General features: G+C 70.9%; 26 protein-coding genes and 1 pseudogene. 12 read left to right on the forward strand and 15 right to left on the reverse strand.

Features of this window, described 5'->3' with window-relative positions:
• Positions 1-9: 9 nt before the first annotated feature.
• Together ACFYPR_RS27530 and ACFYPR_RS27535 are read right to left on the reverse strand one after the other, a co-directional pair.
• On the reverse strand, positions 10-960 hold the full coding sequence (locus ACFYPR_RS27530) for an SRPBCC family protein (RefSeq protein WP_355137024.1): 951 nt from the start codon (positions 958-960) through the stop codon (positions 10-12).
• Positions 961-1,110: 150 nt separating this feature from the next.
• Positions 1,111-1,617, reverse strand: coding sequence for a DUF6584 family protein (locus ACFYPR_RS27535; protein WP_354862279.1), 507 nt, complete (start codon positions 1,615-1,617; stop codon positions 1,111-1,113).
• A gap of 196 nt (positions 1,618-1,813) precedes the next feature.
• Between ACFYPR_RS27535 and ACFYPR_RS27540 the strand changes: the two genes are divergently transcribed.
• On the forward strand, positions 1,814-2,182 hold the full coding sequence (locus ACFYPR_RS27540; RefSeq protein ID WP_387263224.1) for an SCP2 sterol-binding domain-containing protein: 369 nt from the start codon (positions 1,814-1,816) through the stop codon (positions 2,180-2,182).
• Positions 2,183-2,187: 5 nt separating this feature from the next.
• Positions 2,188-4,251 carry a glycogen debranching N-terminal domain-containing protein gene (locus ACFYPR_RS27545; RefSeq protein ID WP_387263423.1) on the forward strand — a complete coding sequence of 688 codons (2,064 nt, stop codon included), beginning with the start codon at positions 2,188-2,190 and terminating at the stop codon, positions 4,249-4,251.
• A 3-nt stretch (positions 4,252-4,254) separates the two neighbouring features.
• Here the strand turns inward: ACFYPR_RS27545 and ACFYPR_RS27550 are convergent, their stop codons facing one another.
• The gene (locus ACFYPR_RS27550) at positions 4,255-4,968 is read right to left on the reverse strand and encodes a helix-turn-helix domain-containing protein (protein WP_387182466.1); all 714 of its coding nucleotides are present in this window, start codon (positions 4,966-4,968) and stop codon (positions 4,255-4,257) included.
• A gap of 243 nt (positions 4,969-5,211) precedes the next feature.
• On the opposite strand from ACFYPR_RS27550, the gene ACFYPR_RS27555 reads away from it, so the two are divergent.
• Entirely contained in the window at positions 5,212-5,877 is a 666-nt protein-coding gene (locus ACFYPR_RS27555; protein ID WP_363938674.1) for a DUF4097 family beta strand repeat-containing protein, read from the forward strand.
• A 26-nt stretch (positions 5,878-5,903) separates the two neighbouring features.
• Positions 5,904-6,722, forward strand: a complete 819-nt coding sequence (locus ACFYPR_RS27560; RefSeq protein WP_387263226.1) for an alpha/beta fold hydrolase — start codon at positions 5,904-5,906, stop codon at positions 6,720-6,722.
• A gap of 107 nt (positions 6,723-6,829) precedes the next feature.
• Here the strand turns inward: ACFYPR_RS27560 and ACFYPR_RS27565 are convergent, their stop codons facing one another.
• The 3 genes from ACFYPR_RS27565 to ACFYPR_RS27575 are packed head-to-tail and all read right to left on the reverse strand — an operon-like array spanning position 6,830 to position 8,446.
• Positions 6,830-7,351, reverse strand: coding sequence for a DUF5990 family protein (locus ACFYPR_RS27565; RefSeq protein WP_354862271.1), 522 nt, complete (start codon positions 7,349-7,351; stop codon positions 6,830-6,832).
• Positions 7,352-7,361: 10 nt separating this feature from the next.
• Positions 7,362-7,961, reverse strand: a complete 600-nt coding sequence (locus ACFYPR_RS27570; RefSeq protein ID WP_387263229.1) for a dihydrofolate reductase family protein — start codon at positions 7,959-7,961, stop codon at positions 7,362-7,364.
• Between the two features lie 32 nt (positions 7,962-7,993).
• Positions 7,994-8,446, reverse strand: coding sequence for a pyridoxamine 5'-phosphate oxidase family protein (locus tag ACFYPR_RS27575; protein ID WP_387263232.1), 453 nt, complete (start codon positions 8,444-8,446; stop codon positions 7,994-7,996).
• Positions 8,447-8,509: 63 nt separating this feature from the next.
• Between ACFYPR_RS27575 and ACFYPR_RS27580 the strand changes: the two genes are divergently transcribed.
• Positions 8,510-9,043, forward strand: a complete 534-nt coding sequence (locus tag ACFYPR_RS27580) for a winged helix-turn-helix transcriptional regulator (RefSeq protein ID WP_387263234.1) — start codon at positions 8,510-8,512, stop codon at positions 9,041-9,043.
• Here the strand turns inward: ACFYPR_RS27580 and ACFYPR_RS27585 are convergent.
• The gene (locus ACFYPR_RS27585; RefSeq protein ID WP_387263236.1) at positions 9,040-10,563 is read right to left on the reverse strand and encodes a hypothetical protein; all 1,524 of its coding nucleotides are present in this window, start codon (positions 10,561-10,563) and stop codon (positions 9,040-9,042) included. The genes ACFYPR_RS27580 and ACFYPR_RS27585 overlap by 4 nt on opposite strands.
• Before the next feature lie 13 nt (positions 10,564-10,576).
• Positions 10,577-10,972, reverse strand: a complete 396-nt coding sequence (locus ACFYPR_RS27590) for a hypothetical protein (RefSeq protein ID WP_355067248.1) — start codon at positions 10,970-10,972, stop codon at positions 10,577-10,579.
• A 245-nt stretch (positions 10,973-11,217) separates the two neighbouring features.
• On the opposite strand from ACFYPR_RS27590, the gene ACFYPR_RS27595 reads away from it, so the two are divergent.
• Positions 11,218-12,309: a winged helix DNA-binding domain-containing protein gene (locus ACFYPR_RS27595; protein WP_387263239.1), complete on the forward strand. Its 1,092-nt coding sequence runs from the start codon at positions 11,218-11,220 to the stop codon at positions 12,307-12,309.
• Between the two features lie 150 nt (positions 12,310-12,459).
• Positions 12,460-13,146: a DUF4396 domain-containing protein gene (locus ACFYPR_RS27600; RefSeq protein WP_387182493.1), complete on the forward strand. Its 687-nt coding sequence runs from the start codon at positions 12,460-12,462 to the stop codon at positions 13,144-13,146.
• An 80-nt stretch (positions 13,147-13,226) separates the two neighbouring features.
• Here ACFYPR_RS27600 and ACFYPR_RS27605 read toward each other — a convergent pair whose 3' ends face one another.
• Positions 13,227-14,141 carry an SDR family NAD(P)-dependent oxidoreductase gene (locus ACFYPR_RS27605; protein ID WP_354860744.1) on the reverse strand — a complete coding sequence of 305 codons (915 nt, stop codon included), beginning with the start codon at positions 14,139-14,141 and terminating at the stop codon, positions 13,227-13,229.
• 100 nt (positions 14,142-14,241) lie between these two features.
• On the opposite strand from ACFYPR_RS27605, the gene ACFYPR_RS27610 reads away from it, so the two are divergent.
• Both ACFYPR_RS27610 and ACFYPR_RS27615 read left to right on the forward strand, forming a co-directional pair.
• Complete coding sequence (locus tag ACFYPR_RS27610) at positions 14,242-14,907, forward strand: TetR family transcriptional regulator (protein WP_387182496.1); 666 nt, start codon at positions 14,242-14,244, stop codon at positions 14,905-14,907.
• 84 nt (positions 14,908-14,991) lie between these two features.
• Positions 14,992-15,876, forward strand: a complete 885-nt coding sequence (locus tag ACFYPR_RS27615; RefSeq protein WP_387263242.1) for a S41 family peptidase — start codon at positions 14,992-14,994, stop codon at positions 15,874-15,876.
• A gap of 80 nt (positions 15,877-15,956) precedes the next feature.
• Here the strand turns inward: ACFYPR_RS27615 and ACFYPR_RS27620 are convergent, their stop codons facing one another.
• Positions 15,957-16,958 carry a hypothetical protein gene (locus ACFYPR_RS27620; RefSeq protein ID WP_387263245.1) on the reverse strand — a complete coding sequence of 334 codons (1,002 nt, stop codon included), beginning with the start codon at positions 16,956-16,958 and terminating at the stop codon, positions 15,957-15,959.
• A 681-nt stretch (positions 16,959-17,639) separates the two neighbouring features.
• Here ACFYPR_RS27620 and ACFYPR_RS27625 point away from each other — a divergent pair.
• Positions 17,640-18,614, forward strand: a complete 975-nt coding sequence (locus ACFYPR_RS27625; protein ID WP_387263426.1) for a fatty acid desaturase family protein — start codon at positions 17,640-17,642, stop codon at positions 18,612-18,614.
• Between the two features lie 83 nt (positions 18,615-18,697).
• Here ACFYPR_RS27625 and ACFYPR_RS27630 read toward each other — a convergent pair whose 3' ends face one another.
• The 4 genes from ACFYPR_RS27630 to ACFYPR_RS27645 form a co-directional block, all read right to left on the reverse strand.
• A complete protein-coding gene (locus ACFYPR_RS27630; protein ID WP_354860735.1) occupies positions 18,698-19,069 on the reverse strand; it encodes a hypothetical protein in 372 nt (123 codons plus the stop codon).
• Between the two features lie 21 nt (positions 19,070-19,090).
• Positions 19,091-20,656 carry an IPT/TIG domain-containing protein gene (locus tag ACFYPR_RS27635; RefSeq protein ID WP_387263247.1) on the reverse strand — a complete coding sequence of 522 codons (1,566 nt, stop codon included), beginning with the start codon at positions 20,654-20,656 and terminating at the stop codon, positions 19,091-19,093.
• 450 nt (positions 20,657-21,106) lie between these two features.
• Complete coding sequence (locus ACFYPR_RS27640; protein WP_387263250.1) at positions 21,107-22,363, reverse strand: helix-turn-helix domain-containing protein; 1,257 nt, start codon at positions 22,361-22,363, stop codon at positions 21,107-21,109.
• Positions 22,350-22,511: a hypothetical protein gene (locus tag ACFYPR_RS27645; RefSeq protein ID WP_387263252.1), complete on the reverse strand. Its 162-nt coding sequence runs from the start codon at positions 22,509-22,511 to the stop codon at positions 22,350-22,352. Before ACFYPR_RS27645 ends, ACFYPR_RS27640 begins: the two co-directional genes overlap by 14 nt.
• A 220-nt stretch (positions 22,512-22,731) precedes the next feature.
• On the opposite strand from ACFYPR_RS27645, the gene ACFYPR_RS27650 reads away from it, so the two are divergent.
• Positions 22,732-24,090, forward strand: a complete 1,359-nt coding sequence (locus tag ACFYPR_RS27650; protein ID WP_387263254.1) for a hypothetical protein — start codon at positions 22,732-22,734, stop codon at positions 24,088-24,090.
• Between the two features lie 40 nt (positions 24,091-24,130).
• The gene (locus ACFYPR_RS27655) at positions 24,131-24,619 is read left to right on the forward strand and encodes an NUDIX domain-containing protein (protein WP_387263257.1); all 489 of its coding nucleotides are present in this window, start codon (positions 24,131-24,133) and stop codon (positions 24,617-24,619) included.
• A gap of 63 nt (positions 24,620-24,682) precedes the next feature.
• On the opposite strand, the pseudogene ACFYPR_RS27660 reads toward ACFYPR_RS27655, so the two are convergent.
• A pseudogene (locus tag ACFYPR_RS27660) lies at positions 24,683-24,964 on the reverse strand (helix-turn-helix domain-containing protein); the annotation flags it as partial.
• Positions 24,965-25,148: the final 184 nt, after the last annotated feature.

Raw genomic sequence — 25,148 nt, forward strand, 5'->3', positions numbered from 1 at the left:
CGTGGGTGGTCAGCGACGGGACGCCGGCAGCGGCTGCGCGGGCCGCTGCATGGCCTGCTGGCGTACGGAGATGCCGTTCGGGCTGCCCTCGGAGCGGACCACCTCGCCGGCCTCCAGCACCTGCTTGAACCGGCGCAGGTCGTCGCGGACCTGCTGCTCGGGCTCCGCACCGAAGAGCTTGGCCACCGACCGGCCCAGCGCGCCGGCCGGGGGCGCGTAGCGCAGTTGCACCCGTACCTCGGTGCCCCGGTCGCCCGGGGCGGGCGCGAACCGGACCCGCCCGGCGTTGGCCACCCGGGTGCCCGGCAGCGAGCGCCAGGTGATGGCCCTGTTCGGCTGGTCGTCGATGATCTCGGCGTCCCACTCGACGTGGCGACCGGCCGGGCCGCGCGCGACCCAGTGGGAGCGGCGCAGGTCGTCGGCGCGTACCGACTCCAGGTGCGCCATGAACGTCGGCAGGTTCTCCATGTCGCGCCAGAACCGGTACGCCTCCGCCGGCGACCGGTTCACGGTCACCGCGATCTCCATCCGGATCACCCGGGCGCGGGCCCGTCGCGCGCGGCCGGCGCCGATGGCGACGGCCGCGTCCAGGGCGGTGATGCCGGCGATCGCGGCGGTCGTCAGCGCCAGGCGCCGTCGGCGGTCACCCCGACGGTCGGCCATCGCCCGGCCCAGCAGGGTGAGGTCGAGCGCGTCACCGGCCACCCGCGTCCACGCCCAGCCGACAGGGCGGCGGCCGGTGAGCAGGCCGACGGCGTGCACCAGCTCGCGTGCGCCGACGGCCGGGACGACCGCCTGCGCCGCCGGGGAGTCGTCCACCCCGGTCAGTCGCGCGAGGGATCGGGGTGCGGCCAGGGCGCCCACGCCCAGGGCCAGGCTCAACAGGCCCAGCGCCCTCGGCAGGGTCGTCGGGACCGGCCCGTCCAGCTCCGGCAGGAGCACCGTCTCGACTCGATCCATGTCCGGTCCCTTCCGCGGGGCCGTGCCCGCCGACGCGCGGCGCACCGCGGTGGGTCCGCCTCCGTGACGCTATGCGGTACGCCCACCCCAGGAGACCGATTCGGGACAGAACGCCCAAAGGCCGCTCATCCCACGCGTACCCGGGTCCTCCTACAGCGCCCAGCGGAGCACGGTGATCAGGCCGACGACGGTGAGCGCCACCAGGACCAGACCGATCACGGTCGCCACCAGGCAACCCAGCGCGTCCCGCCACGAGTCGGGCTCAGCCGAGCGGGGGCCGAACTCGGTCCAGGTGACCGGGGCGGGGCCCTCCCGCTCGGCCTGGCGGACCAGCTGGGCGAGCCGCGCGCCCGCCACCGGCCCGAGCCGGTCGGTGGGGTCGGCGATCACCCTCAACGCGCGCAGACGTCGCCAGGCGCCCGGGTAGGACCTCTCGAACGCGACGACCTCCTGCGCGCCGGCGTCCTCGGTGAGGAATCCCCACCGCCCGGCCTCGGCCACGTTGCCCACCTGCCGGTACAGCGCGGCACGCCGGGAGCGCAGCTCCAGGTCGTCGGGGTACGCGGCGTTCAGGCTCGTCAGCCGCTGCATCGCGGGGTGGACGTGCCCACGCCGCAGGTCGGCCTCGACCTTCGCCAGTACGCGCTCTCTCGCCATGGCGGACATTGTGAGCGGTACGCCTGCCGCGCCGACATCCAAATTCCGCCGAGCCACTGTTCAGCCTCTGTCCGGCTGCCGACCACCTGGACCCGCTTCACGCTCCCGCCCTGAACGACGCCCGCGCTGAGCGTTAACAGCCCCCCGCAGCGGGTAGCCGCCATCCGTTTCTAACCAGCGCGCCCGGGGAGGTGGGATGTCGGCGACCAGTGCCTTCTTCGAGCGGCTGGCCGCTGCCTGCCGGGATCCGCGTTTCCAGAAGGTGTGCGGAAGCGTGCGCTTCGACATCGGGAGCGGGGACGACCTGGAGCAGTGGCTCCTCGTCATCGACCACGGCGACATGCAGGTGTCCAGGAGCGGCGACCCCGCCACCATCGTCATCACGGTGTCCGCGCAGGTCGCGGACGCGATGGCGCGCGGTGAGGTGAACGGGCTGGCGGCGATCACCCGCGGCGAGATCCTGGTCGACGGTGATCTCGGCCTGGCGTTGCGCCTCGGACGGCTGTTTCCGCGAGCAGCCGGCCGCCCCACCGAGTCGGCCGGGCCAGCGGAACGTAGCCGATGAGGGACATCCCCGGCACCGTGTCGTGCATCGACGGGAACACGTTCATCGTGTCGGACGCCAGTGGCGACGTGCATTCCTCCCCTGCCACCCCGGTCGGGCTGTTCGCCGCCGACACCCGCTTCCTGTCCCGCTGGGTGCTCACCGTCAACGGTGAACGCATGGCCGCCCTGTCGGTGGACGACAGCCAGTACTACGAGGTCACGTTCTTCGTTGTGCCGGGCGGGGCGGTCGACTACGTCGAGGCGGACGTGTCCGCCATCCGGCGACGACACATCGGCCCGGACCTGACCGAGTCGCTGACGATCTTCAACTACGGTCAGTCGGTTGTCGACCTGGACGTCCGCCTGGAGGTGGCGGCCGACTTCGCCGACATCTTCGAGATCAAGTTCGACCTCCACGACAAGGTCGGCAGCTACTACACCCAGGTCGACGCGAACGAGTTGCGGATGGGCTATCGGCGCGGCACGTACCGGCGCGAGGTTGTCGTGTCGGCGAGCGAGCCGGCCACCATCGATCCGGGCGGCTTCCGGTTCGCCGTGCGCCTGGAGCCCGGGCAGCAGTGGACCACCCGGTTGCAGGCCGCCATGCGGGCACTGCGCCCGGACGGCGTCGACCTGCGTGACGCCCTACGGGCGCAGCGCCCGGACGACTCCACTCTGCCGGACAGCGTGCGGGAGTGGGTCGCGCAGGCACCGACACTGGACACCGATAGCGCGGCGCTGCAGCAGGTGTACCACCGCAGCCTGGTGGACCTGGCGGCGCTGCGCTTCGCGCCGCTCTCGCTCGGCGGCGCGACCGTACCCGCGGCCGGGTTGCCCTGGTTCATGACCCTGTTCGGCCGCGACAGCCTGCTGACCTGCCTGCAGACCCTGCCCATCACACCGTCGTTGGCCCCGCCGACGCTGCGGATCCTCGCGTCGTTGCAGGGCGCCCGGTCCGACGACGTCCTGGAGGAGGACCCCGGCCGGATCCTGCACGAGCTGCGCTACGGGGAGTCTGCCGCGTTCGAGGAACAGCCACACTCGCCCTACTACGGCACCGTCGACGCGTCGCCCCTGTTCGTGGTGCTGCTCGACGAGTACGAGCGGTGGAGCGGCGACACCGCGCTGGTGATGGAGTTGGAGCAGGAGGCTCGCGCGGCCCTGACCTGGATCGACACGTACGCCGATCTGACGTCGACCGGCTACGTCTGGTACGAGAAACGCAACCGCGACACCGGCCTGGACAACCAGTGCTGGAAGGACTCCTGGGACAGCATCTCCTACGTCGACGGCCGGCTGCCCGGGTTCCCGAGGGCCACGTGCGAGACCCAGGGGTACGCCTACGACGCCAAGATGCGCGGGGCGCGGTTGGCGCGCGCCTTCTGGGGCGACCCCGACTACGCCGACCGCCTGGAAAGCGAGGCGGCAGAGTTGTACGACCGCTTCAACCGCGATTTCTGGCTCGACGACGACGGCTACTACGCCCTCGCGCTCGACCACGACGGGACGCCGGTCGACAGCCTCTCCTCGAACATCGGGCATCTGCTGTGGAGCGGCATCGTGCCACCCGAGCGGGCCGCACGTGTCGTCGAGCACCTGATGGGTCCGGCGCTCTTCTCGGGCTGGGGGGTGCGGACCTTCGCGGAGGCGCAGGGCCGCTACAACCCGCTCGGATACCACAACGGCACCGTCTGGCCGTTCGACAACTCCTTCATCGCCTGGGGCCTGCGCCGGTACGGGTTCGGCACGGAGGCCGGCCGCATCGCCGAGGGCATCCTGTCCGCCGCGACCTTCTTTCAGGGCCGGCTGCCCGAGGCGTTCGGTGGGTACGACCGCAGCACCACCCGCTACCCGGTTCGGTACCCGACCGCCGGCAGCCCGCAGGCGTGGTCCAGCGGGGCGCCCATGCTGCTGCTGCGCACCTTGCTCGGCATCGACCCGCACGACGACCATCTCGCCGTGAATCCCGCGTTGCCGGCCGCCTTCGCCCGGGTCGCGTTGCTGGACATTCCCGGCCGGTGGGGCCGGGTCGACGCGTTCGCCCGCCACCGGCCTGACCGGCCGCCGTCGACGGGCGGAACCGCCTGACGGTCACTCGGGTCTGCTGTGCAGGACGTCACGGGCCTGTTCGGCGGCGCGGGTGATGCTCTCGCTGATGAAGTCCAGGAAGCGGGCGATGTTCTCCAGGCGGGCGGCGGCGGGGGTGTGCGGACCGAGGACGGCGACACCCTGGCGTGCCGTCTCGACGAGCTGGTCGTTGGCGCGGGCGCTGGCGATCGTCGCCTGGTAGAAGAGCTCGTTGTCGACGACGTAGCGGTCGCGGCGGCGCTCGTCGCGCTCCCGGCGCACGAGGCTCTGGCTCTCCAGGAAGGCGATCGCCTTGGAGATGGACGCCGGGCTGACCTGGAGGCGCTGGGCGAGCTCCGACGCGGTCAGGCTGCCCGTGTCGGTGGTGAACAGGCAGGTCAGCACCCGGGCCGACATCTTGTTCAGGCCTGAGGCCATGAGGACGGTCGTGAACGTCTCCTCGTACTCGGCGACGGCCTCGGCGTCACGGCCGTGCGGCTGCGGGACCGACTCGGCCGCGCGGGCGGAGGCGGGCGCGCGTCGGCGGGCGCGGCGTTCGGTGGCGCGGTGGGCCAGGTCGGCGCGGTAGGCGTTCGGACCGCCGTTGCGCAACACCTCGCGGGTGACAGTCGAGGTCGGACGGTCGAGCCGCCGGGCGATCTCGGCGTACGGCAGGCTGTCGGCCAGCCCCAGCGCGATCTGCTGGCGTTCCTGCTGGGTGAGTCTGCCTCCCGGCATCGCGATCTCCTCGGTGGTGGTTTCTCGGAGCGCCTCGGCGCGCTCCCACCATAGCGTTCACCCTCATCCGATTGCAATGGCTCGCCGCCGTAGCGTTGCATTATATTCCGACCTATTGCAACGCTTTCAAGCCGGTGGCCTGCAGATATGTTGATTTATCGCAACAGACTTGTTGCTTGCTATTGGAAAGCAACGTAGCGTTTCCCACATCAGAAACACCGGAACGAGCACCAGGAGAACGTGATGCAGAGCTTCCCGACCCCCGCGCCCATCTCCGCCGTCCTGGACATCCCCGCCGGGCGCGTCCAGTTCATCGCCGCCGACCGCGCGGACACCACAGTCGAGGTCCGGCCCACCGACGCCGGCCGGAGCCGCGACACCCGGGCCGCCGAGCGGACCACCATCGCGTACGCCGACGGCGTCCTGCGGGTCACGACCGCGACCCCTGCCAACCAGCTCCTCGGCCCCTCCGGCTCGGTGGAGGTGACCGTCCAACTGCCCGCCGACTCCCGCGTCGAGGTCCGGGCCGCCAGCGCCGAGCTGCGCGGCGTCGGACGCCTCGGTGACGTCACCGTCGACGGCGCGTACCGCCACATCAAGATCGACGAAGCCGCGAGCGTGCGTCTCACCGCGATCGACGGCGACGTCGAGGTCGGCCGGCTCAACGGCCCGGCCGAGATCAGCACGACGCGGGGCGACATCCTCGTCGCCGAGGCCCGGCGCGGCGCGGTCGTGCTGCGTACCCAGTCCGGCGACATCTCGGTCGCCGCCGCCAGCGGCGTCTCGGCCGCCCTGGACGCCGGCACCGGCCACGGCCGCGTCAGCAACGCCCTCACCAACACCGGCATCGCCGACCTCGACATCCACGCCACCACCTCGCACGGCGACATCACCGCCCGCAGCCTCTGAACCCCCAACCCCTCAGGAGTACGACCATGACGACGAACAATTCCTCCTCGACCAGCTCGACCTGGACCGGCATGGTGCCGGTCGACGACACGGCCCTGGCCGTCACCGACACCGGCGGTTCGGGCATCCCGGTGGTCTTCCTCAACGGCCAGTTCGCCACCCAGGGGTACTGGCGACGCGTCATCACCGACCTGGGCACCGGGTGGCGGCACATCACCTACGACGAGCGAGCCCGCGGCAGAAAGTCGGGGCGCTCGGCGGACTATTCGTTCGAGGCAGCCGTCCGGGACGTCGACGCCGTTCTCGCCGCCCGGGGCGTGGACCGGGCGGTGCTCGTGGGCTGGTCGTACGGGGCGGTCGTCGGCGCGCACTGGGCCAACCGGAACCCGCACCGTACCGTCGGCGCGGTGCTGGTCGACGGCGCGTTCCCGCACGACTGGCTGGACGAGGCCATGGAGCAGCGCATCCGGAAGCTGTTCCGGCGGATGCGCTGGTTCATGCCCCTGCTGCGCCCGACGGGCCTGGTCCCGCGGATGAACGCCGACGAGCAGGCGGAGAGCAACATCGAGTTGGGACGGCTCTCCGCCGAGCGCGAGCTGGGCCCGGTGCTCGACGCCATCACCGTTCCGGTGCGGTACGTGGTCGCGTCGGGGACGTCCTTCGGCAGCAAGGGCGACGAGCAGGAACGCATCCGTGCCAGCCTCGACGCGGTGACCGTCCGCAACCCGAACATCCGGGTCGGCGCGAAGGTCGCCAGCAACCACGGCGCGATCCTCAAGAAGGACTACGCGGCGGTCGCCACCGCCGTACGCGAGGTCGCCGCCCTCGACCGCGAGGTCCGCTGACCCACTCCCCCCGCCGGGTCCCCCGGTCGCCTCGCGCGGCCGGGGTCGCCCGGTGGGCGACCCTGCGGGTCGTGGGCGCCCGATACGACCTGGACAACGGGCGGGTCTCACTGGTGGCCTGACGACGTCCCCTCCCCCGGCCGTCCGTCTGGTACGGGCGGCCGGGTGGACGTCGCGACCGGCGGCTGTCGCACCGTCCAGGTGATGGCGGGTGGGTGGACCCGGGCGCACACCGGCCCGCCGGTCGCGTCCGTCAGCCCCAGACTGCCCACCAGCAGCCCGTTGCCCTCGTGCGCGGCGCGCAGCAGCTCGGTCGGAATGTCGGTGAACATCAGCTTCGCTCGCCGGAACATCGCGAACCCGTCATCGGACAGCGCGCCCCAGCTCAGGTACAGAAACCGCGCTCCGGGGCGCCCGTGCACGAATGGTCCGCCGACGTCCAGCACCCCGTCGACCTCCCGGCTGGACACCTCGACGTACCAGCTCGCCGTGCCCGCGTCGGCCCGTACGCGATCGATCACCTCGGTCTTGCGCTGGATTCCGACGTGCACGTTGCCGAGCCGCAGCGCGTCGGCGTCCGCGCCGGCCCGACGGCCTGGGAGGTCACTGCCCTCGATCCGGATCCGCACGCCACCGACTCTAGTTTCTCGGCGCCGACCGCCCGGTTGCAGCACCCCGCGGGCGGTACGTCATGAGGACGACGCCGGACTCGAAGGGTTCGGCGGACACCAGGTCCAGTCGTACGGGCGGTCGCCCGGCGTCGAACAGCGCCTTGCCCTGGCGCAGGAACAGGGGGTGCACCAGGAGGTGGATCTCGTCGATGAGCCGGAGATCGGCAAGGGAGCGGATCACGGTCAGACTGCCGTAGACCACGATGTCCCCGCCGGATTCACGCTTGATCTCGGCGATCTCGTCGGGGTCGATGCGCGCGATCCTCCGGGTGCCCTTCCAGTCTGCGATGTTGCCCGAGGCGGAGACGACGATCTTTTCCAGGGCGTCGAGTCGCTGGGCATATCCGCGGACGGCCGCCGGTTCGTCGGGGTTGCGGGCGGCCACCGGCCAGTAGCTGGCGAAGTCGGCGTGGGTGACCCGGCCCAGCATCAGGCTGCCGGCGCTCTCCACCAGATCCCGCTCGTACCTCTGCAGCTGGTCGTCGGCCAGCAGCCAGTCCATCTCGTCGTCCGGGCCGGCGACGAATCCGTCCAGGGTGATCCACATCGACACGACAATCTTCGGCATCCCAGTCCTCCATCATGGTGCGCTGATGCTGGTCAGCGACCGCCGCCGAGCGCGGCTCGGACGGGTTCCGGTGTCCGGTCGGGAAAGCGCTCCTGGAAGTCGACGACTCCGACCCACGTCGGGCGCAGGCCGATCCGGACCATCCGGAGGCCCGGCTTGTCGATCGCCGCGAGGTAGGCGTCGCCCACCTCGTCGCCCATCCCCGCGCGCTGGATGACGGCGTACTCCGGCAGGACGCCCTCGACCTCCGTCAGGGTGACCTTCCCGCGCAGCATGAGCACCTCGGGTAGCCCGTCGGCGGTGTCGATGCAGATCGCCACGTCCGGTCGGGCACGCAGGTCGCGGATCTTGTACGTGCCGGCGAACGCGCCGACGACCAGCTCGTCGCCGGTCCACAGGAAATTCACCGGGATCAGCCGCGGCGTCCCGTCCCCGCTGGTGTAGGCGAGCCGGGCCAGTGGCGCCACGAGCAGGCGCCGCGCCACGGGGGTGTCGAGCAGCTGCTCGGCCCCCGGCGTTTCAACGACCTGCTCGGCGGGCTCCCCGGGGTGAGCCCGAACGTGCTGAGCCAGCGGCTGCGCGAGCTGACCGAGCACGGCGTGGTGCGACGGCGGGACCTGGGGCCGCCGACGCGTGTCCACCTCTACGAGCTGACCGAATGGGGGCGCGCGCTGGAGCCCATCCTGCTGCAGTTCGGCCGCTGGGGCAGCCAGTCCCCGCAGCTACCCGAGGGCGCTCTCGGCATCGACTCCCTGCTGCTCACCATCAAGGCGGGATTCAATCCGGCGCGAGCGGCTGATCTCCGCGGCGTCTACGCGTTCCACATCGACGCCGACACCTACCTCGCCGAGGTCGCCGACGACTCGGTGCAGCTGCGCCGCGGCACGACCCCGGAACCCGACGCGACACTCACCACCGACATCGACACCCTCCGAGCCGTCTGCGGGCACCAGATGACTTTGGCGGCGGCAGTGGACGCGGGCGTGCTTGCCCTGACCGGTGACAAGGACGCCACGCAGCGCCTCACCGATCTCCTCCTGGCTCCGTTCACGCCCCGCGCCTTCGCCGACGACGGCACCTAGCGGGGCGGGTGACGCCGGCGCTGTCCCGCCAGCCGGGCCAGCATGTTTTGGTACACCTTGGCCCGGTCGGCCGCTCGCGGGGACAGCACGTCGGCGCTCATTCCCGCGGACGCTTCACGCTCGGCAGCGGCGGCCGCCGCGTCGACGAGTGCCCGAAACGCTCGTTCCCGCTCCCGGTGCCGTTCGGACCAGGGTCGGACGGCTCTCGCGGCGAGGTACAGGCCGGCCGCGACGCAGCCGACCACGATGAGCAGCAGGAACAGGAACGCCACCACCTCGTCGAAGGAGGGCAGAGCCCCGGCCCGGCCGATGGACCGCTCCAGTTGCCGGTCGTCGCGGGCGTCGAGGTAGTCGCCCGCGCCAGCTCCGCCCAGGACGATGAACACCAGGAAGGCGATCACCTGCATCAGCAGGCCGTACCGGGATCGATCGATCCAGGCGGCCGGCGAGGACGGCCTCGGCGCGTACGCCGCACCGAGCCGGAACGCCGACGGTACGAGCACGATCGCGGCGGCCAGCCCACCCGCCACGAGCTGGGCGCTCAGGATGCCCGCGACCCGCGGATCGGGCCAACCCCGGGCCAACCAGGTGACGAGGACGAGGAGGCCCGTCCACCCGGCGACGAACGTCAGCGCCCGCCGCACGGCTGCCGCCCGCGCCGCCGGCCTGGCCCGTTCCGCCTCGGCGGCCTGCCACTGGTCGATCTGCCGCTGCGCGGTGCGGCGCTCGTCGGCGGCCTGGTGTCGCTGCGCCTCCCGCCGGGCCCGCTCGTCGGCACGCCGGGCGTCGTCCGCCTCCCGCCGGGCGCGCTCGTCGGGGCCGACGAACGGCGCCAGCAGGTGGGGCCGGTTCGGCTCCCGCAGCGGATGCCGCGGTGGCAGGTCGGCGGGGACGCGCCACCCGAGGTCGGTGCCGAGCACCACCCGCATGCCACCGACCAGCCGGTCGGGCAGGAGCGTCGCGACAGCGGAGGCGTCGCGTCGGGCGTCGAGGCCGTCGACGATGAGCACCAGCCGCTCGCCCCGCCGCTCGCACGCCTGGGCCGCGTCGATGTACCGGCCCAGCAGGTGCGCCTCCCGGGTGGACCCGGTGAGATGGCCCGGCATGGACCGGTCGGTCAGCTCGACCAACTGCTCCAGCACGACGTCGACGAACGCGTCGCGGGTCTCCCGCTCGGTGCGGCCGGCGACGACGAAGTACGACACGACCCGTACTCCCGGGGGCGGGTGGAGCACGAACCAGGACAGCAGCGCGGTCATCCCGGTGCCCGGGGCAGCCTCCCACCGCAGGTACGCGCCCGACCCGTCACCCGCGCACAAGGCCGCGAGCCGCGCCAGCTCGGCATCGCGGTCGAGCAGGTCGGCCGGGGCGATCCGGTGCACCTCCGCCAGGTACGCCGACCGTACGACCGGGCCGAAGTTGATGTACTGGCGGCTGTGGGGGCCGAACTGCACGCCCTGGGCGTGGCGGGCGTCGATGCCGCGCGACCGGTCGTCCTCCGGCTGCCCGCTGTCGCCCATCTGCCCGGTTGCCTCAGTTGAAGGTGATGTGCTGGGTGCTGTAGCTGCCGAGTTGGACGCCCTTCGCCCCGCGCAGGTCGACCTGCCCGATCTCGGTGCGCACCCCGGTCGCCTCGGCCCTCGCCAGTAGCTCCCGCGCGAGGCTGAGGATCTGCTCGTCCCGGTCGACGCCCGCGCGGGTGAGATCGTCGGCGAGGTGTACCTGCCAGACGCCCGAGTCGGTGCCCCCGGCCTCGAACGCTCGCAGCGCCTCCTGGCCCTCGCCGGTCAGCCGGCGACGCACCAGGCCCCGGAAGCTCTCGGCGGCATCGCGGACCGCGGCGCTTGTCGCGTCGGCCACGCCTGTCGACGCGCCGAGCGCCAGGGCGGCGAGAAGCAGTTCCACACCGTCCACGGGTACCTCCGTCATTGCTGCCATCAGCGTTCCCCTATTGCACCATCCGGGCGCCGCGTGTGGACACCCGCGCCAGCTCCCCCGCCGGGACCGGCGGAAGCGACGGCGACCGTCCACGCAGGTGAGTTCGGGCGTGCAGGGCGAGCGCGGCCAATGTGTCCGGATCACGACACGCCCAGGTGGAGTGAGCCGCGGCGGTTCCGGTACGGGCGCTGCACGCCTGGGCCCACCGCACGAGCCGCCGTGGCTAGGGTGCAGACATGGTTGATCGGCGCCAGGTGATGAACTTCCGCGTCCGGGCCCAGCAGCTCGACCGGGACGAGGGCACGCTCGCCGACACCGCCGTCCTCGACATCGGGGTGCAGAACACCGGTCCGGACGGGGCCCGGTGGGCCCTCGCTGTCCGTGGCGTCGACGTGACCGCGATGTCCGACGCGGACGTGGTCCTGCTGTGGACGGTGCGCGGCGCCCCGCACCTCTACCGCCGAGCCGACGTGGGCCACGTGGTGGCCGCTGTCGAACCGTTCTCCGATGCCGACGCGGGCAAGCGCATCTACGACGCCGCCAAGCCGTTGAAGGCCGCCGGCATCGACAACCTCGCCGCCCTCGACGAGGTGGCCGCGCGCATGCGGACCATCGTCACCACGCCGACGGTCAAGGGAGACGTCTCCGGCCGCCTGGCCACGGTGCTACCCGAGCCGTACCTGCGGTTCTGCCGGGTCTGCGACGCCACACACCTCTACGAGATGCCGTTCCGGCTCGCCGCCGCGCGGGCCGGCCTGGAGCTGCAACTCGACACCTCGCCGCCGATCCTGCGCCGCATCACCGGGTTCACGAGGGCCGCCGCCCCGGTCGACCGGTTCGACCTGATCCGCGCGTACCTTCGCCTGCTCGGCCCGGCCACCCCGAAACAGGTGGCCGGCTATCTCGACGCCCCCGTGAAGGACGTGAAGGCGCGCTGGCCCGACGACGTGGTCGAGGTGACGGTCGACGGCGAGGTGCGCTGGCTGCTGGCCGCCGACGACAAGGCGCTGGAGTCGTCCGACGCCACCACAACCCGCCTCCTCGGCCCGTTCGACCTGTTCCTGCAGGCCAGGGACCGGCTGACACTGGTGCCCGGCCCCGCCCACGCCAAGGAGTTGTGGCCGGTGCTGGGTCGGCCCGGCGCCGTCCTGGTCGACGGCGACCTGGTGGGCACCTGGCGACCCCGCAAGTCCGGCAGGACGCTCACGATCGCGGTCCAGCCCTGGCAGAGACTGTCGGCGGGGACGCGCGACGCCATCACCGCACAGGCCGAACACCTCGCCGCGCACCGCTCCGCCACGTTCGCGGGCGTCGACTTCGCCAGCTAGCGGCCAGCACGACGAACGGCCGATCGGCCGGTACGGACGAGTACGCCGTGAAAGACTGTGGGGCGTCCTCGGCCGTCGACACCAGTCAACGAGCCCCCTCCCCCATCGGCCGCGGCAGGCACCGGCGCCCGGCGCGTGGAAGGGGCGAGGATGCAGCCAACCTGGCTCGTGGCGCTCTCCTGGGCCTCGCTCGCGGTCGGCGTCGTCAGCTTCGCGATCGTCCTCGCCGACACCTATCTCTACGGGCACCGTCAGCCGGTCAAGGTCATGGAGATCGTCTGGCTGGTAACCGTCCTCTACGTCGGTCCGGCGGCCGTTTGCCTCTACTGGAAATGGGGCAGGCCCGAGGCGCTCTCGCCACGGCGGCGGGACGATCAACCTCGACGGCCCCACCGGGGCATCATCCTGACCCAGGTGTCCCGTTGTGGCGCGCACTGCGCTCTCGGCTTCATCGTCGCCGAGGTTGCCCTGTACGCCGTCAGATTCGACCCGGCCCAGAACGGGCTGTGGATCGCTTACGCCGGCGACTATCTGGCGGCGGTGACGATCGCTGTTCTCTTTCGGCTCTTCGACCGGCCGGATCGCAGCGTCGCACAGATCGGGTACGCGCTGACAACAGTCGTGAAGATCGAACTGCTGACGATCACCGCGTTCGAGGTGGCGCTGTTCGCGTGGCTGACGCTGGCGCATCACATGGTCTTTCCGGAACCACCCCTGCGACCCGACAGCCCTACATTCTGGTTCGCCGGCCAGATCGGGCTGATCGCTGGCTTCATCACGGCCTGGCCCGCCGCCTCCTGGCAGGTCGGCCGAGGGCTGAGCGTCGCGCCCCGCTGACGTCGCCAGACCTCACGCTGACGGTCGCGGCGGGACCCGTCCGGGCCTCGCCGCGACCGGTCACCTGCCTCGTGGCACGGTCACGCCGCGAAGGCTGCCTGGCCGACCGGGAACCGCACGCCGGTGAGGTCTTCCGAGACGGCCCAGAGGCGTTGTTGCACGGTCAGGTCGTAGGACTCGGGGCTGGAGGTGACCAGCTCCGGGTGGCCGCGCGTCTCGCCCAGGCCGTCGGGGCCGTAGTACTGCCCGCCGAGGACGGACGGGTCGGTGGCGGCCCGCAGGGTGGGCAACGCGCCGGCCGTCGCGGGCTGGGTGATCACCGGGGCGAGCCAGGTGATCGGTGCGCGGACGACCGCCGGGGAGTTGCGGACCAGTTCGGTGTTGGAGACGCCGGGGTGTGCGGCCACCGCGACCGTGGTGCCGTGCGGGGCGAGCCGGCGCTGCAACTCGTAGGTGAACATCAGGTTGGCGAGCTTGGACTGGCCGTAGGCGGCGACCCGGCCGTACGAACGCTCCCACTGCAGGTCGTCGAAGTGGATGGCGGCGCGGATGCGGTGGCCGACGCTGCTGACCGTGACCACCCGGGAGCCGGGCACGGGCAGCAGCAGGTCGAGCAGCAGCCCGGTGAGCGCGAAGTGGCCCAGGTGGTTGGTGCCGAACTGCATCTCGAAGCCGTCGCGGGTGGTCTGCTTCGGGGTGTACATCACGCCTGCGTTGTTGATCAGAAGGTCGATCCGCGGGTGGGCGGCGCGCAGGTCGGCCGCGGCCGCGCGCACGGAGTCCAGCGAGGTCAGATCCAGTTCCTGTACGGAGACGTCGCCGTTCATCCGGGCGGCGGCCCGCTTGCCCTTCTCGGTGTCGCGCACGGCCAGCACGACCGACGCCCCGCGCTCGGCGAGCAGCCGGGCGGTCTCGAAGCCCAGCCCGGTGTTGGCCCCGGTGACCACGGCCACCCGGCCGTCCTGGCGCGGAATCTGCTGCTCGGTCCAGTTCATCTCAGGCTCCCAATGTACCGCCGGTAAGTTATGCCTGAACGGTAAAGTACCGCCGGTACACTGTCAAGAGACCGGCGGTACCTAAGTTAGGGTTGGCGACATGACGTTCAAGCGGGCGCGCAGCGAGGAGCAGCGCGCGGTCCGGCGCCAGGCGATCCTGGAAACGACCTCGGCGATGCTCGACGAGATGCCGGTGGCCGAGGTGACGCTGAACGAGCTGAGCCGGCGGGTGGGCCTGGCCAAGACAGCCGTGCTGCGCTATTTCGAGTCCCGCGAAGCGGTGCTGCTCGACCTGATGGACGACCGGACGACGACCTGGCTGGCCGAGCTGGAGCAGGAACTGGGCCAGGGCGTCGACCCGAGCGGGTCTGCGCTGGAACGGGCCGAGCAGACGGCGGACGTGCTCAGCCGGTCGCTCGCCGCCCAGACGGTGCTCTGTGATCTCTTCGGTGCGCAGGGCGGGGTGCTCGAACACAACGTCTCGGTCGAGGCGGTCCGCCGGCACAAGCGCGCCTCACTGGCCAACCTCGCGGTGATGGCCGACCTCATCCGGCGACACCTGCCCGAGGTCGGCGACCGCGCCGAGCTGTTCTGCCTGAACGCCTTGCTGATGGCTGGCGCGCTGTCCGCCTACACCTCGCCGCCGCCGAGCCTGCTCGCCGTGTATGAGTCCGAGCCGGCGCTCGCGGTTCACCACATCGACCTGCGGACAGCCCTGCGGCTTGCCATCATCACATCGCTCGTGGGCATGCTGCCGCGCTCCTAGTCCGACGCGGCTCGGAAGCTCGGCACCCGGGGCTGCGCGGAATTCGATGGTCACGAGGCTGCTCGTGGTCTACCGTGGCCCGCCGTGCTCTCAAACGAACGGATAATCGGACAGGCCCTGGATCGGATCGAGGCAGGGTACGTCTTTCCTGCGAAGGTCGCGGACATCGACGCCGCGATCCGGCGCCGCCTCGAGGCCGGCGAGTACGACGACCTGGACGGGCCGGCGCTCTGCGAAACGGTGACCGCTCACCTTCAGCAGGTGTGCCCCGACAAGCATCTGCGGCTGCTCTGGACCGACCAGCCGCAGTCGCTCGATCCGGCGGACGAGGACGGGGGGCGGGCCGCGTTCCTCGCGCTGCTCAGGGCGGAGAACCAGGGGATCCGCCGGGTCGAGCAGGTGGACGGGAACGTCGGGCTGATCGACGTGCGGCGCATCGCGTACGCCGACGAAGGTGCCGCTGCGATCGGCGCGGCCATGCAACTGGTCGCCCTCAGCTCCGCGCTCATCCTGGACCTGCGCGCGTGCTCCGGCGGAGCACCGGAGGGAGCCGCGATGTGGTGCAGCTACTTCTTCCGCGACGATCAGGTGCACCTCAACGACTTCTACGAGCGGTCCACCGGCAGCACTCGCCAGTTCTGGACTGCCGCGCACCTTCCCGCGCCGCGCTACGCGGACCGCCCGGTCTCTGTGCTCACCAGCGCGATGACGTTCTCCGGGGGCGAGGACGTGGCGTACACCCTCCAGGCGCACGGCCGGGCCGTCGTCGTCGGTGAGACGACCCGCGGCGGCGCGCATCCGACGGCCCGCCACCCGATCACCGAACACATCCTGGTGACCGTGCCGACCGCCCGGACCATCAACAGCGTCACCGGCACCAACTGGGAAGGCGTCGGAGTGGTCCCCGACGTACCCGTCCCGGCCGACCAGGCACTCGACACGGCACTCAAGGCCATCTCGGGCGCATAGGCGCGCGCGGCGGGACTCTCTCCGGGTCCCGCCGCGGTTCCGTGCTCCCGGCCGGTTGGGTGCCGACCGGGAACACCGCGTCAGGCGGTTGTCAGTCCTCGGGTCGCCAGCTCGCTGAGCGACGCGCCGCCGTTACCGCCGAGCGCCGCCCGAGCCACCGCCGGTTTGCGCAGCTCGAACACCTCGACGAGGATCGTCGGCGCCTCGGACCGGCGGCGGATCCCGTCGATCTCCTGCCGGTCAGGGTTGAACGGCAACGTCTGCCACTGATTCGCGGTCTCCTGCCAGCCGGACGAGATGGCCGCGGCCAGGCCGTCGAGCAGGCTCTCGTAGTTCTCCCGGCTGATCGCGCGACCCAGCCCGTACCGCTCGCGCAGGGCGAGAATCTTGGGCGGAGCCTCTCCGGAGTAGCTGTTGTTGATTCCGAGCCACCAGTGGGCGAAGTACGTGCCCTGGTAACCCTGGGCCAGGTAGCGCGACCCGTCGTGGTGCACCTCGATGATGAAGTTGTGCACCTGCGGGAACTGGCAGTCGAGCAGCAGGACGGTCTGGGCGTTGGCGGGCTGGACGAGCAGCGCCTGCTTGAGCGCGTCGCCCTTCCCCGCCCCGTAGGTTTTGCCGGACAGGCGGACGGGCTCGCCGCCCTTGTCGCGCAACTGCTCGCGAATCTGAAACGCGGCCATTCCACAGTTCGCCCACCTGCGGCTCTCGTCGCGCAACGTGATCTGCCGGTCGTCGGTCCGCCCCGTGCTCGCCACCGCCGCGTTGAGCTTCGCCAGGTCGTCGCCGCCGACAGCCTCGTCACGCTGCCGTTGGCTGTCGTCGGTGGCAAGGGCCATGTCGTTCCGCGCGTTGCTGGTCGCGGCGGTGATGGCTTCGGCCCAGGTCCCGAAGCTTCGGTGCGGCAGCAGCTTGCTCGCCGACCAGTTCACCAACGCCCCGACCACCTCGCCCGTGAGGTCTCTGGGCAGCAGCGGTTTGATCCGGGTCAGGATGTCGTGGCACGCCTTCTCGTCGGTCTCCAGGTTGGGAATTTGACCGTTCGGTGGGTAGGTGTCCCGCTCCTCCGCGATGATCAGCATCCGAACCTCCACTGTCCGCTGTCTACGACCGCCCCCACGGCGAGCCGGGTTCCAGATTGGACCCTCCGTGAGCGGACGAACACAGAACGTCGGACTTCCGTCCCGGATCGCGACTTCGTCGCTCAGTCCGCGACGAGGCGTACCCGGTGGATCTGAGGTCCGGGTGAGGGCGGTGCGATCAGCGGGTGTGGCGGACGAGCGTCGCCAGTCGCGCCACGCCGGCCGGCGCCGGCTGCGCGCGGGGGACAACGGCGATCACGGTACGCGCCAGAGGCCGGCACCGAACCTCGGCCGGCGCGACAACTGTCCGCCTCGACGAGGGCCCGAGCCGCCCCACGCACGGCACCGAAGCTGGTGCGGTGCTGATTGTCGGACTCGACGGACGAAGCCCCCAGCCAATCGGCAGACTTACACGAGGGCGGGTATTGCTCGCGTATCAGTCATCGTGAGCTGCCGATTTCCTCGTGCGAAGACGTGGCTGTGAGGAAGACTGGGGCCGTCAGCGGCGGTTTGCTTGTTCGATCCCGTCGGACCACCGATGAAGTTGCGCGAACGCCTGGTCATGGCTGACAGCGAAGCTGGCGAGCTGATCGGCGTGGCTGACAAGGAGCGGCGACGTTGAGTGACACGGATCTTGGCACCCGCAGCGACCGGGGTAGTGAGTACGCCGACCTCTCCCGCATGGTCCGAAACGCGGGTCTCCTCGACCGACGAGCCCGCCGCTACGCGGCGCGGGTGACGGTGATGCTGGGTTGTCTCGTAGTGCTGGGCGTGCTGTTCGTGCGGCTCGGGTCGTCGTGGTGGCAGACGGCTACCGCGGCCGGTGTCGCGGTGCTCCTCGCGCAGTTGGCGTTTCTCGGTCACGACGCCGGGCATCGGCAGATCTTCCGCTCCCGCCGGGCGAACGACGTGGTCGGCCTGGTGTGCGCCAACGTGGTGACCGGGATCAGTTACGGGTGGTGGGTTGACAAGCACAACCGCCACCATGCGCATCCGAACACCGAGGGCCGCGACCCCGACCTCGCGGTGACTCCGCTGTCCTTCACCCCGGTTCAGGCTGCGGCGCAGCGGGGCCTGCGGGCGCTGTTCGTCCGGCACCAGGCGGCGCTGTTCTTTCCGCTGCTGCTGGCGGAGGGTCTGCATTTGCACGGCGCCAGCGTCCGAGCGGTCGTCCGCCGCAGCGGACTCAAGCGCCGACGCACGGAAGCTGGCCTGCTCGTCCTGCATTTCGCCGGCTACCTCGGGGCCGTGTTCCTGGTCCTGAGCGTTCCGCAGGCGATCGTGTTCATCCTGGTCAACCAGGCCCTGTTCGGGCTCTACCTGGGCAGCTCCTTCGCCCCGAACCACAAGGGCATGCCCATCCTGTCCGAGGCCGACGACCTCGACTACCTACGCCGACAGGTCCTCACCTCCCGCAACGTGCGCGGCGGCCCGTTCCTCGACGCACTACTCGGTGGGCTCAACTACCAGATCGAACACCACCTCTTCCCCAGCATGCCCCGACCCAACCTCCGCCAGGCCCAGCCGCTGATCCGTCAATTCTGCGCGGAACACGAGATCGCCTACCACGAAACCACCCTCATTCAGTCCTGGGCACAAGGGCTGGCACACCTACGGGCAATGGGGGCCGGATCGACCCGACCTGGCAACCGCTGAGACTGGTTCCGCCAGCTACCCCCTGGTCGCTCGGCTGCTGCGGCCGGCCAGGGGAACCGGTCGGGGCGGTGCGCTCAGGCTGATCAGCGGGTGAGGCCGACCAGCGTCGCCAGTCGCGCCACGCCGGCCGGCGCCGGCTGCGCGCGGGCAACATCGGCGATGAGAGTACGCGCCAACGGCCGGCACCGAACCTCAGCCGGCGCGACACTGTCCGCGTCGACCAGCGCGCGTGCCGCCCCCCGCAGGTCACCCATCTCCAGGTACACCCGCGCGGCATCCACCAGGTACGCGCCCCGGTACTCGGCCGGCAGCCGCCGCCACGCCTCCCGCCGCACCACAGTCGAGTGCCGTCGTACCGCCTCGTCGGCGTCACCCCGCTCCGCCGCCAGCAGCACCCGCGCCAGGTCGACGACGATCGGACCGAAGGTGGTGCGGTGCTGATCGTGCCCCGGCATCTGCGCCGGGGCACGGCCGGGTCAGACGTTCTGCCTGCGGTGGCGGGTCATCAGGAGCAGCACTGCACCGGTGAGCAGCATGGTGAGGCCGGCCGCTACGGGCATGCCGAGTGAGGCGCCGGTGACCGGCAGGATTGCCTCGTAGTGGAACGCGACCTCTTTCGACGTACCACCCGGCGTGGTCACCCGGATCTCGGCCTTGCCCGCCGCGCACGGCGGCGTGCGGAACGTCAACGAGCGGCCGTTCGCTGCGACGGTGACCTCACTCGCGGCGATCGTCCGTCCGCAGATACCGAGCGTGGTCTGGCCCGGGACGAACCCGCTGCCCCGGACGGTCACGACGGTGCCGCCCGCGGTGCTGCCGTTGTCCGGGGAGAGCGACTCGATCCTCGGTGCGACCGCGACCGCGCGGTAGGTGAACGTGCCGGCGTTCGCGGTACCGCCCGGGAAGACCAACTCGACGGTCGCTGGACCCGCCGGGTTCGGCGGGGTCACCACCGTGATCGTGGTGCCGGCCGGGTTGACGGTGAAGCCGGTGCCGGCCACCCCGGCGAAGGTCACCCCGGTCGCCCCGGTGAACCCGGAACCCGTAATTGTCACCGTCGTACCGCCGGCGGGCGGCCCCTCGCCCGGCGTCAGACCGGTTACCTCGGCACCGGTGCCGTCGGCCAGATAGGTGTACGGCAATGCGGGCGTCGAGCCACCGGCCGTGGTGACCACCACCGCCGCCGGGCCCACCGTTCCCGGCGGTGTCACGGCCGTCAACGACGTACCGTCGGCGGTCACGACCACGTTGGTGGCCGCCACTCCGTCGAACCTCACCGCCGTGGCATTCGGCACGAAGCCGGTGCCGGTGATCGTCACCGGTTGACCACCCGCTTGTGGGCCGGAATTCGGCGAGATCGCCGACGCCGTCGGCGGCACCGCCGGCGGGCTCTGACAGGAGGCCTCCGCGAGGATCACCTGACCGAGCGAGAACTGCACCGGTTCAGCGCCATTGAGCCCGGAGACGGAGAGCAGCGCGCGCACGTTGATCGCGACCGAGTTGTTCGGCGTGCCGGTGAGCTGACGGTCGACGACGGCGCGCAAGGTGGCGTTGGTCAGACCGGTGACGGTGACGTTCGCGGTGAACTCCTGGGCCGTGTCACGGACGCTGATCGGCTGACCGAAGACCGCGATATCCTCGGCGGTGGCTCCGGCGCCGGTGTTGCCGGCGCTGCACTGGACGGTCACCCCCAACTGGGAGACGTCCAGCACCTCGACGCCGAGGACGCTCAGCGTGAAGTTGGCGAGCTGGGACGAGGCGGACGACGTGGTCGGCCCGCGGGTGGCGGTGACCTCCGCGACCGTGCCGGTGGCGACCACGTTCTCCGGATCGGAGAGGGTGATGTCCACCGACGTCTCCTCGTCCGTACCGCCGCCGGGTGGGGCGGTCACGCTTCCGAAGGTGCCCTGGGCCTGGACCGACTCGTCGCCGGGGTCTCCGACCAGGTCGAGCACCGCGCCCCGCGCAGCGGCGTCGCCCGGGGCCGCGAGCGCCGGCGGCGCCAGCCCCAGACCGGCCGCGCCAGCCACCAGTAACCCCACCGATACCACCGACAGTCGTCGCCGGACAGATCCCATCGCTTTCCCCGTTCAGCTCAAGCAGGTGCCGGTGCGCGGAACCTGGATCCACGCCACTCAAAGGCGAAACGAGACAGAGCGCGGCGCGCAATGGGTGGAACCACCGAGAGTGCATGGACAACTACACTTCGTCACCGAAATCGCGGCGAAGTCGTCCGCAGTTGGATGATGTGAGGCCAGGGCCAGCAGACCCGCGTAACCCGTCCCGGCTTGAGCCGGACGCTCCCGAAGTGCTCCCCGGTGTGTAGCCATCCGGCCCCGCCGTGGGTCTGATCTGGTTGATCAAGCCCGGGCGGGGCCGGATGTCCCTGCGTGCTGCTGGCGACTGCCGTCAGGCTCCGGCGATCTGCGTGGCCGCCTTCACGCACCGCCGGCGAGGCCGGCGCGGGCAAGGTGGTGGCCGAGCGCCGGCCGTCAACGGGTCAGGCCGACCAGCGTCGCCAGTCGCGCCACGCCGGCCGGCGCCGGGTGCCCCCGGGCAACCTCGGCGATCACGGTACGCGCCAGAGGCCGGCACCGAACCTCGGCCGGTGCGACGCTGTCCGCGTCCACCAGGGCGCGTGCGGCGCCGCGCAGGTCGCCAACCTGGAGGTACGCCCGCGCGACATCAACCAGGTACGCGCCCCGATACTCGGCCGGCAACCGCCGCCACGCCTCCCGCCGCACCACAGTCGAGTGCCGTCGTACCGCCTCGTCGGCGTCACCCCGCTGCGCCGCTAGCAGCACCCGCGCCAGGTCGACGACGATCGGCCCGAAGCTGGTGCGGTGCTGATCGTCGTACCCCCGAAGGTTTGTGGCGACGCCCGCGGCCCGGTCGGTCAGCTCGTCGGCGCGGCGGTGCTCGCCGCAACCGGCGGCGGCGAGGGCGGCCTGGAGCAGCAGCGTCCCACCCACGGCCCACTCCCCCGCCGACCATCCCCTGCCCTCGCCCCGGTGATCATGGGGTTGGCGGGAGGTTTGATCTCTATACGTCCCGTCAACGTCATGATCACCGAAGCGAGATGGGGCCGGGTCGGTGGTGGGCGGGAGGATGCGGTTGGCTGCGGTAAGGGTCGCGGTCAGGGCCAGGCGGTCGCGGCCTGCGGCGCGTAGCGCCTGGCCGATTGAGATGGCCGCTGTCGCCGCGAGGGTCGGGGCGTCGGCGTCGGCGTCGGCGGCCATCGCCCGGTCGGCGACCAGCCAGGCGAGGTCGGCCTCGCCGAGCTTCACCAACAGCGACGAGGTGATCCGGTACGCCTGCACCAGCAGCTCCGCCGACCGCGCACCCTGGGCGGCGTCGAGCAGACCCGGCAACAGCCGCACCAACTGCCCGTAGTGCGCGTGCTGGTACGTCAACCAGGCGTGCCCAACCTGCCGTCTCAGCTCGTCCGTCTGTGGTGGAGCCTGCGGGGTGTCGTAGCGGGCGAGAGTGGCCCGGATGTCGTCCACCCCGTCCGGCGGGCCCGCCGCGGTGCTCCGTGGCTGACCGAGCAGCAGCTCTGGATCGACCCGCAGGACGCGGGCCAGGTCCTGGATGACCGAGTACCGGTCCAGGGGGCGGACACCCCGTTCGATCTTGTCGACCCAGCTCTTGGACCTGCGCAGCCGGTCGGCGAGCATCTGCTGGGTCATCTGCCGCCGCACCCGCCAGCTCGCCACCCGTCGACCGATAGGCAGGTCATCGCTGGCCACGCCGCCACCGCCGGTCCGGGACCGCGCGGGTCGTGTCCTCTACGGGTACGCGCTCCGCCTCGGCCTGGGCCAGGATGCGCTGCTTGGCAGCCTCCCGCTCAGCAGCCTCGGACTGCTCACCTTTGCTTGGTTGCTTATCGCTGTTCATTCCACCTCCGTTAACCGGGGCGGGACATTGAGCCTCTGCCGCCCGGGAACTCCCTGCAAGCAGGGAAGCGGGCTGCCGACTGACGGGCCAGATGGCGAGCGATGCGCTCGGTTGCGCTGGTCAGGACGTGGCTTGCGTGGGGTTGCGCCGGTCCCCATCGAACGGCGGCAACCCATAGGCTCATCACTGTTGGTAGTTGCGTGATGGCTGGAGGCGGAACATGGCGCGACCGGTGACGAATGCGGCGTTCGACGGGCTACTGACTGCCGCTGGCTACGGGAACGCGCACGCCGCATTCGCACGCCAACTCAATCACGCCGGCCGAGAGCAGGGTGCCTGGCGGTACGACGCAGCCAGCGTCTACTGGTGGCTGCGCGGTCGCCGGCCTGGGGAGCACGTCCAACAGGCCATGGCCGAAACACTCGCTCGCAAACTCGGGCGTACCGTCTCTGCGTCAGAGCTGGGATTCGGCGTTTCGGACAGCACCGGAACATGCGTCTACCCCGCTTCCGTCGATGCAGCGATAGATGCCGCCGAGCAGATCTGGATCACGCTCACCAAGCACCTCAACCGGCAGGTGGACGGGACCTTCGACAGCGGCAAAGCCCTACAGGCGGCGCTCGGTTGGCGGTACGACCTGCCCGATAAGACGGTCAGCCGACACGGCCGGCAACAGGTCACCTTCACCGACGTTCAATCGCTGTACGCGCTGGCGGACCACTTCACCGACCTGGACCGACGTCACGGCAGCGGAAGTCCCCACACCCGTGCCGTCATGGCCGACCTGCTTGTACGTCAGGTCGGGCCGATGTTGCGGGGCACCTACACCGACTCAGTGGGGCGCGATCTCATCCGTGCGGCGGCGACGCTCGCCGGACAACTCGCCTTCATGTCGTACGACGCGGGCGAGCACGCCATGGCGCAACAACACGTGACCCTCGGTCTGCGGCTTGCAAAGGCCGGTAACGACCGCCTCTACGGCGCTCACCTGCTGGCGAACCTTGCTACGCAGGCTGTGTTCCTGGGCCACGCTCGGGAGGCTTCTCGGCTCGCCGAAGCTGCCATTGACGGGGCTGGCCGTGCCCCCGCCACTGTCCTCGCTCGGCTACACGCCACCGCCGCTACGGCCTATGGACAGGCAGGCGAGCAACGCGCCTGCCAACTTTCCCTAGCCAAGGCTGAGCGTGCTCTTAGCCGGACGGACGCAGAGCCCGGCCCGCGATGGGTCGGCTACTTCACCCCGGCTCACCTGGCCGGAGCCGCGTTGAGATGCCTAGGCGACCTGCACCTGTACTCGCAGGCCCTACGACATGCACCCGACGCGCTTACCCTCAGCAGCCAGAACACCCGAACCCGTGCCCTGCACACGATTCTCGTCGCTTTGACTCATGCCCGCGCTGGTGACACCGATGCGGCCTGTGGCTGGAGCCTGACGCTGGCGCAGGGCGTTGCGGGTGTCCAGTCGGTGCGCGTTCGTCAGCGCCTCGGCGAACTCGCTACCACGCTTCGGCCGCGCCAGTCATCGCCCCAGGTCAACGAAGTCCTGCATGCCCTCGCGGCCGCGTCAGTAGCCACGTAGGACGAGAGCGCAGCTAGGCAGGTCCGCTAGCGTCACCGAGGTGACTTGGACGGAGCCCGCAACCTGGTACGCCAACCTGGCTTCCTTCTACGCTGCCGCCGCGGCTTTGATCACCGACCCGACGGGCAACGTCCTGCTCGTCAAGCCCACGTACCGCGACCACTGGGCCTTCCCCGGCGGCTACGTGGACGAGGGTGAGTACCCACATGATGCCTGCGCCCGCGAGATTCGAGAAGAGTTGGGCGTCGCGCTGACGGTGGGCGCTCTGCTCGTACTCGACTGGGCACCGCCCACCGGACAGCGACCCCGTGCGATCGTCAGTTTCACGTTCGACTGCGGGTCCGTTGCTGGCCTCGACGGCTTCAACCTGCCGGGAGGGGAGTTGGAGGATGTCGCCTTCTTCTCCTGCCACGAGGCCGAGCGTCGCCTTCCCGGCAACGTCGCCACCCGAGTCGGTGCGGCGATGCACGCCCGTGGCCGACACGCTCCGATGTACCTTGCAGGCGGCCTAACGTTCCCTCTCCGCTAATGACCGGGGGCAGAACCATCCACCTGCCGGACCCGCCCGGCGACGCCAGCTCGGAGCTGTCGGCAGGGCCGACCAGATAGCCGGCACGCACTCGGCGGCGCTCTCGCGGGCCGGATCTCCGGACTCGGTCCCCTGACCAAGCAGGTCGGCCACCGTGACCTGGAGTGCGGCAGCGAGAGCGACCAGGGTGGAGCGACGGTCGATGGTCTTGCGACCCGACTCGACCTGCGACACGTACGACTGGGTGACACCAGCAAGCCCAGCGAGGACGGCCTGATTCATGCCGCCCCGGCGCATCCGCCAGTACCGGATCCTGGCACCGATGGTGTCCGGCTTCTTCACCATGCCTTCACCCGCTCCCAGCTGGAAGCTACCTACTCTATCCCGCACGGTAGGGCGGCAGAACATTGGAACGGCTCTCTCCAGTTCACTGAGACCATTGAACCGGCCATAACGCATGATTTTTGTCGTCCAGGCGACACTCGCTACCGGCCGCAAGCCGAGCAGCGCGATGATCGGCAGATGTCCC

This window comes from Micromonospora sp. NPDC005254, from assembly GCF_042872525.1.
Taxonomy (GTDB): Bacteria; Actinomycetota; Actinomycetes; order Mycobacteriales; family Micromonosporaceae; genus Micromonospora.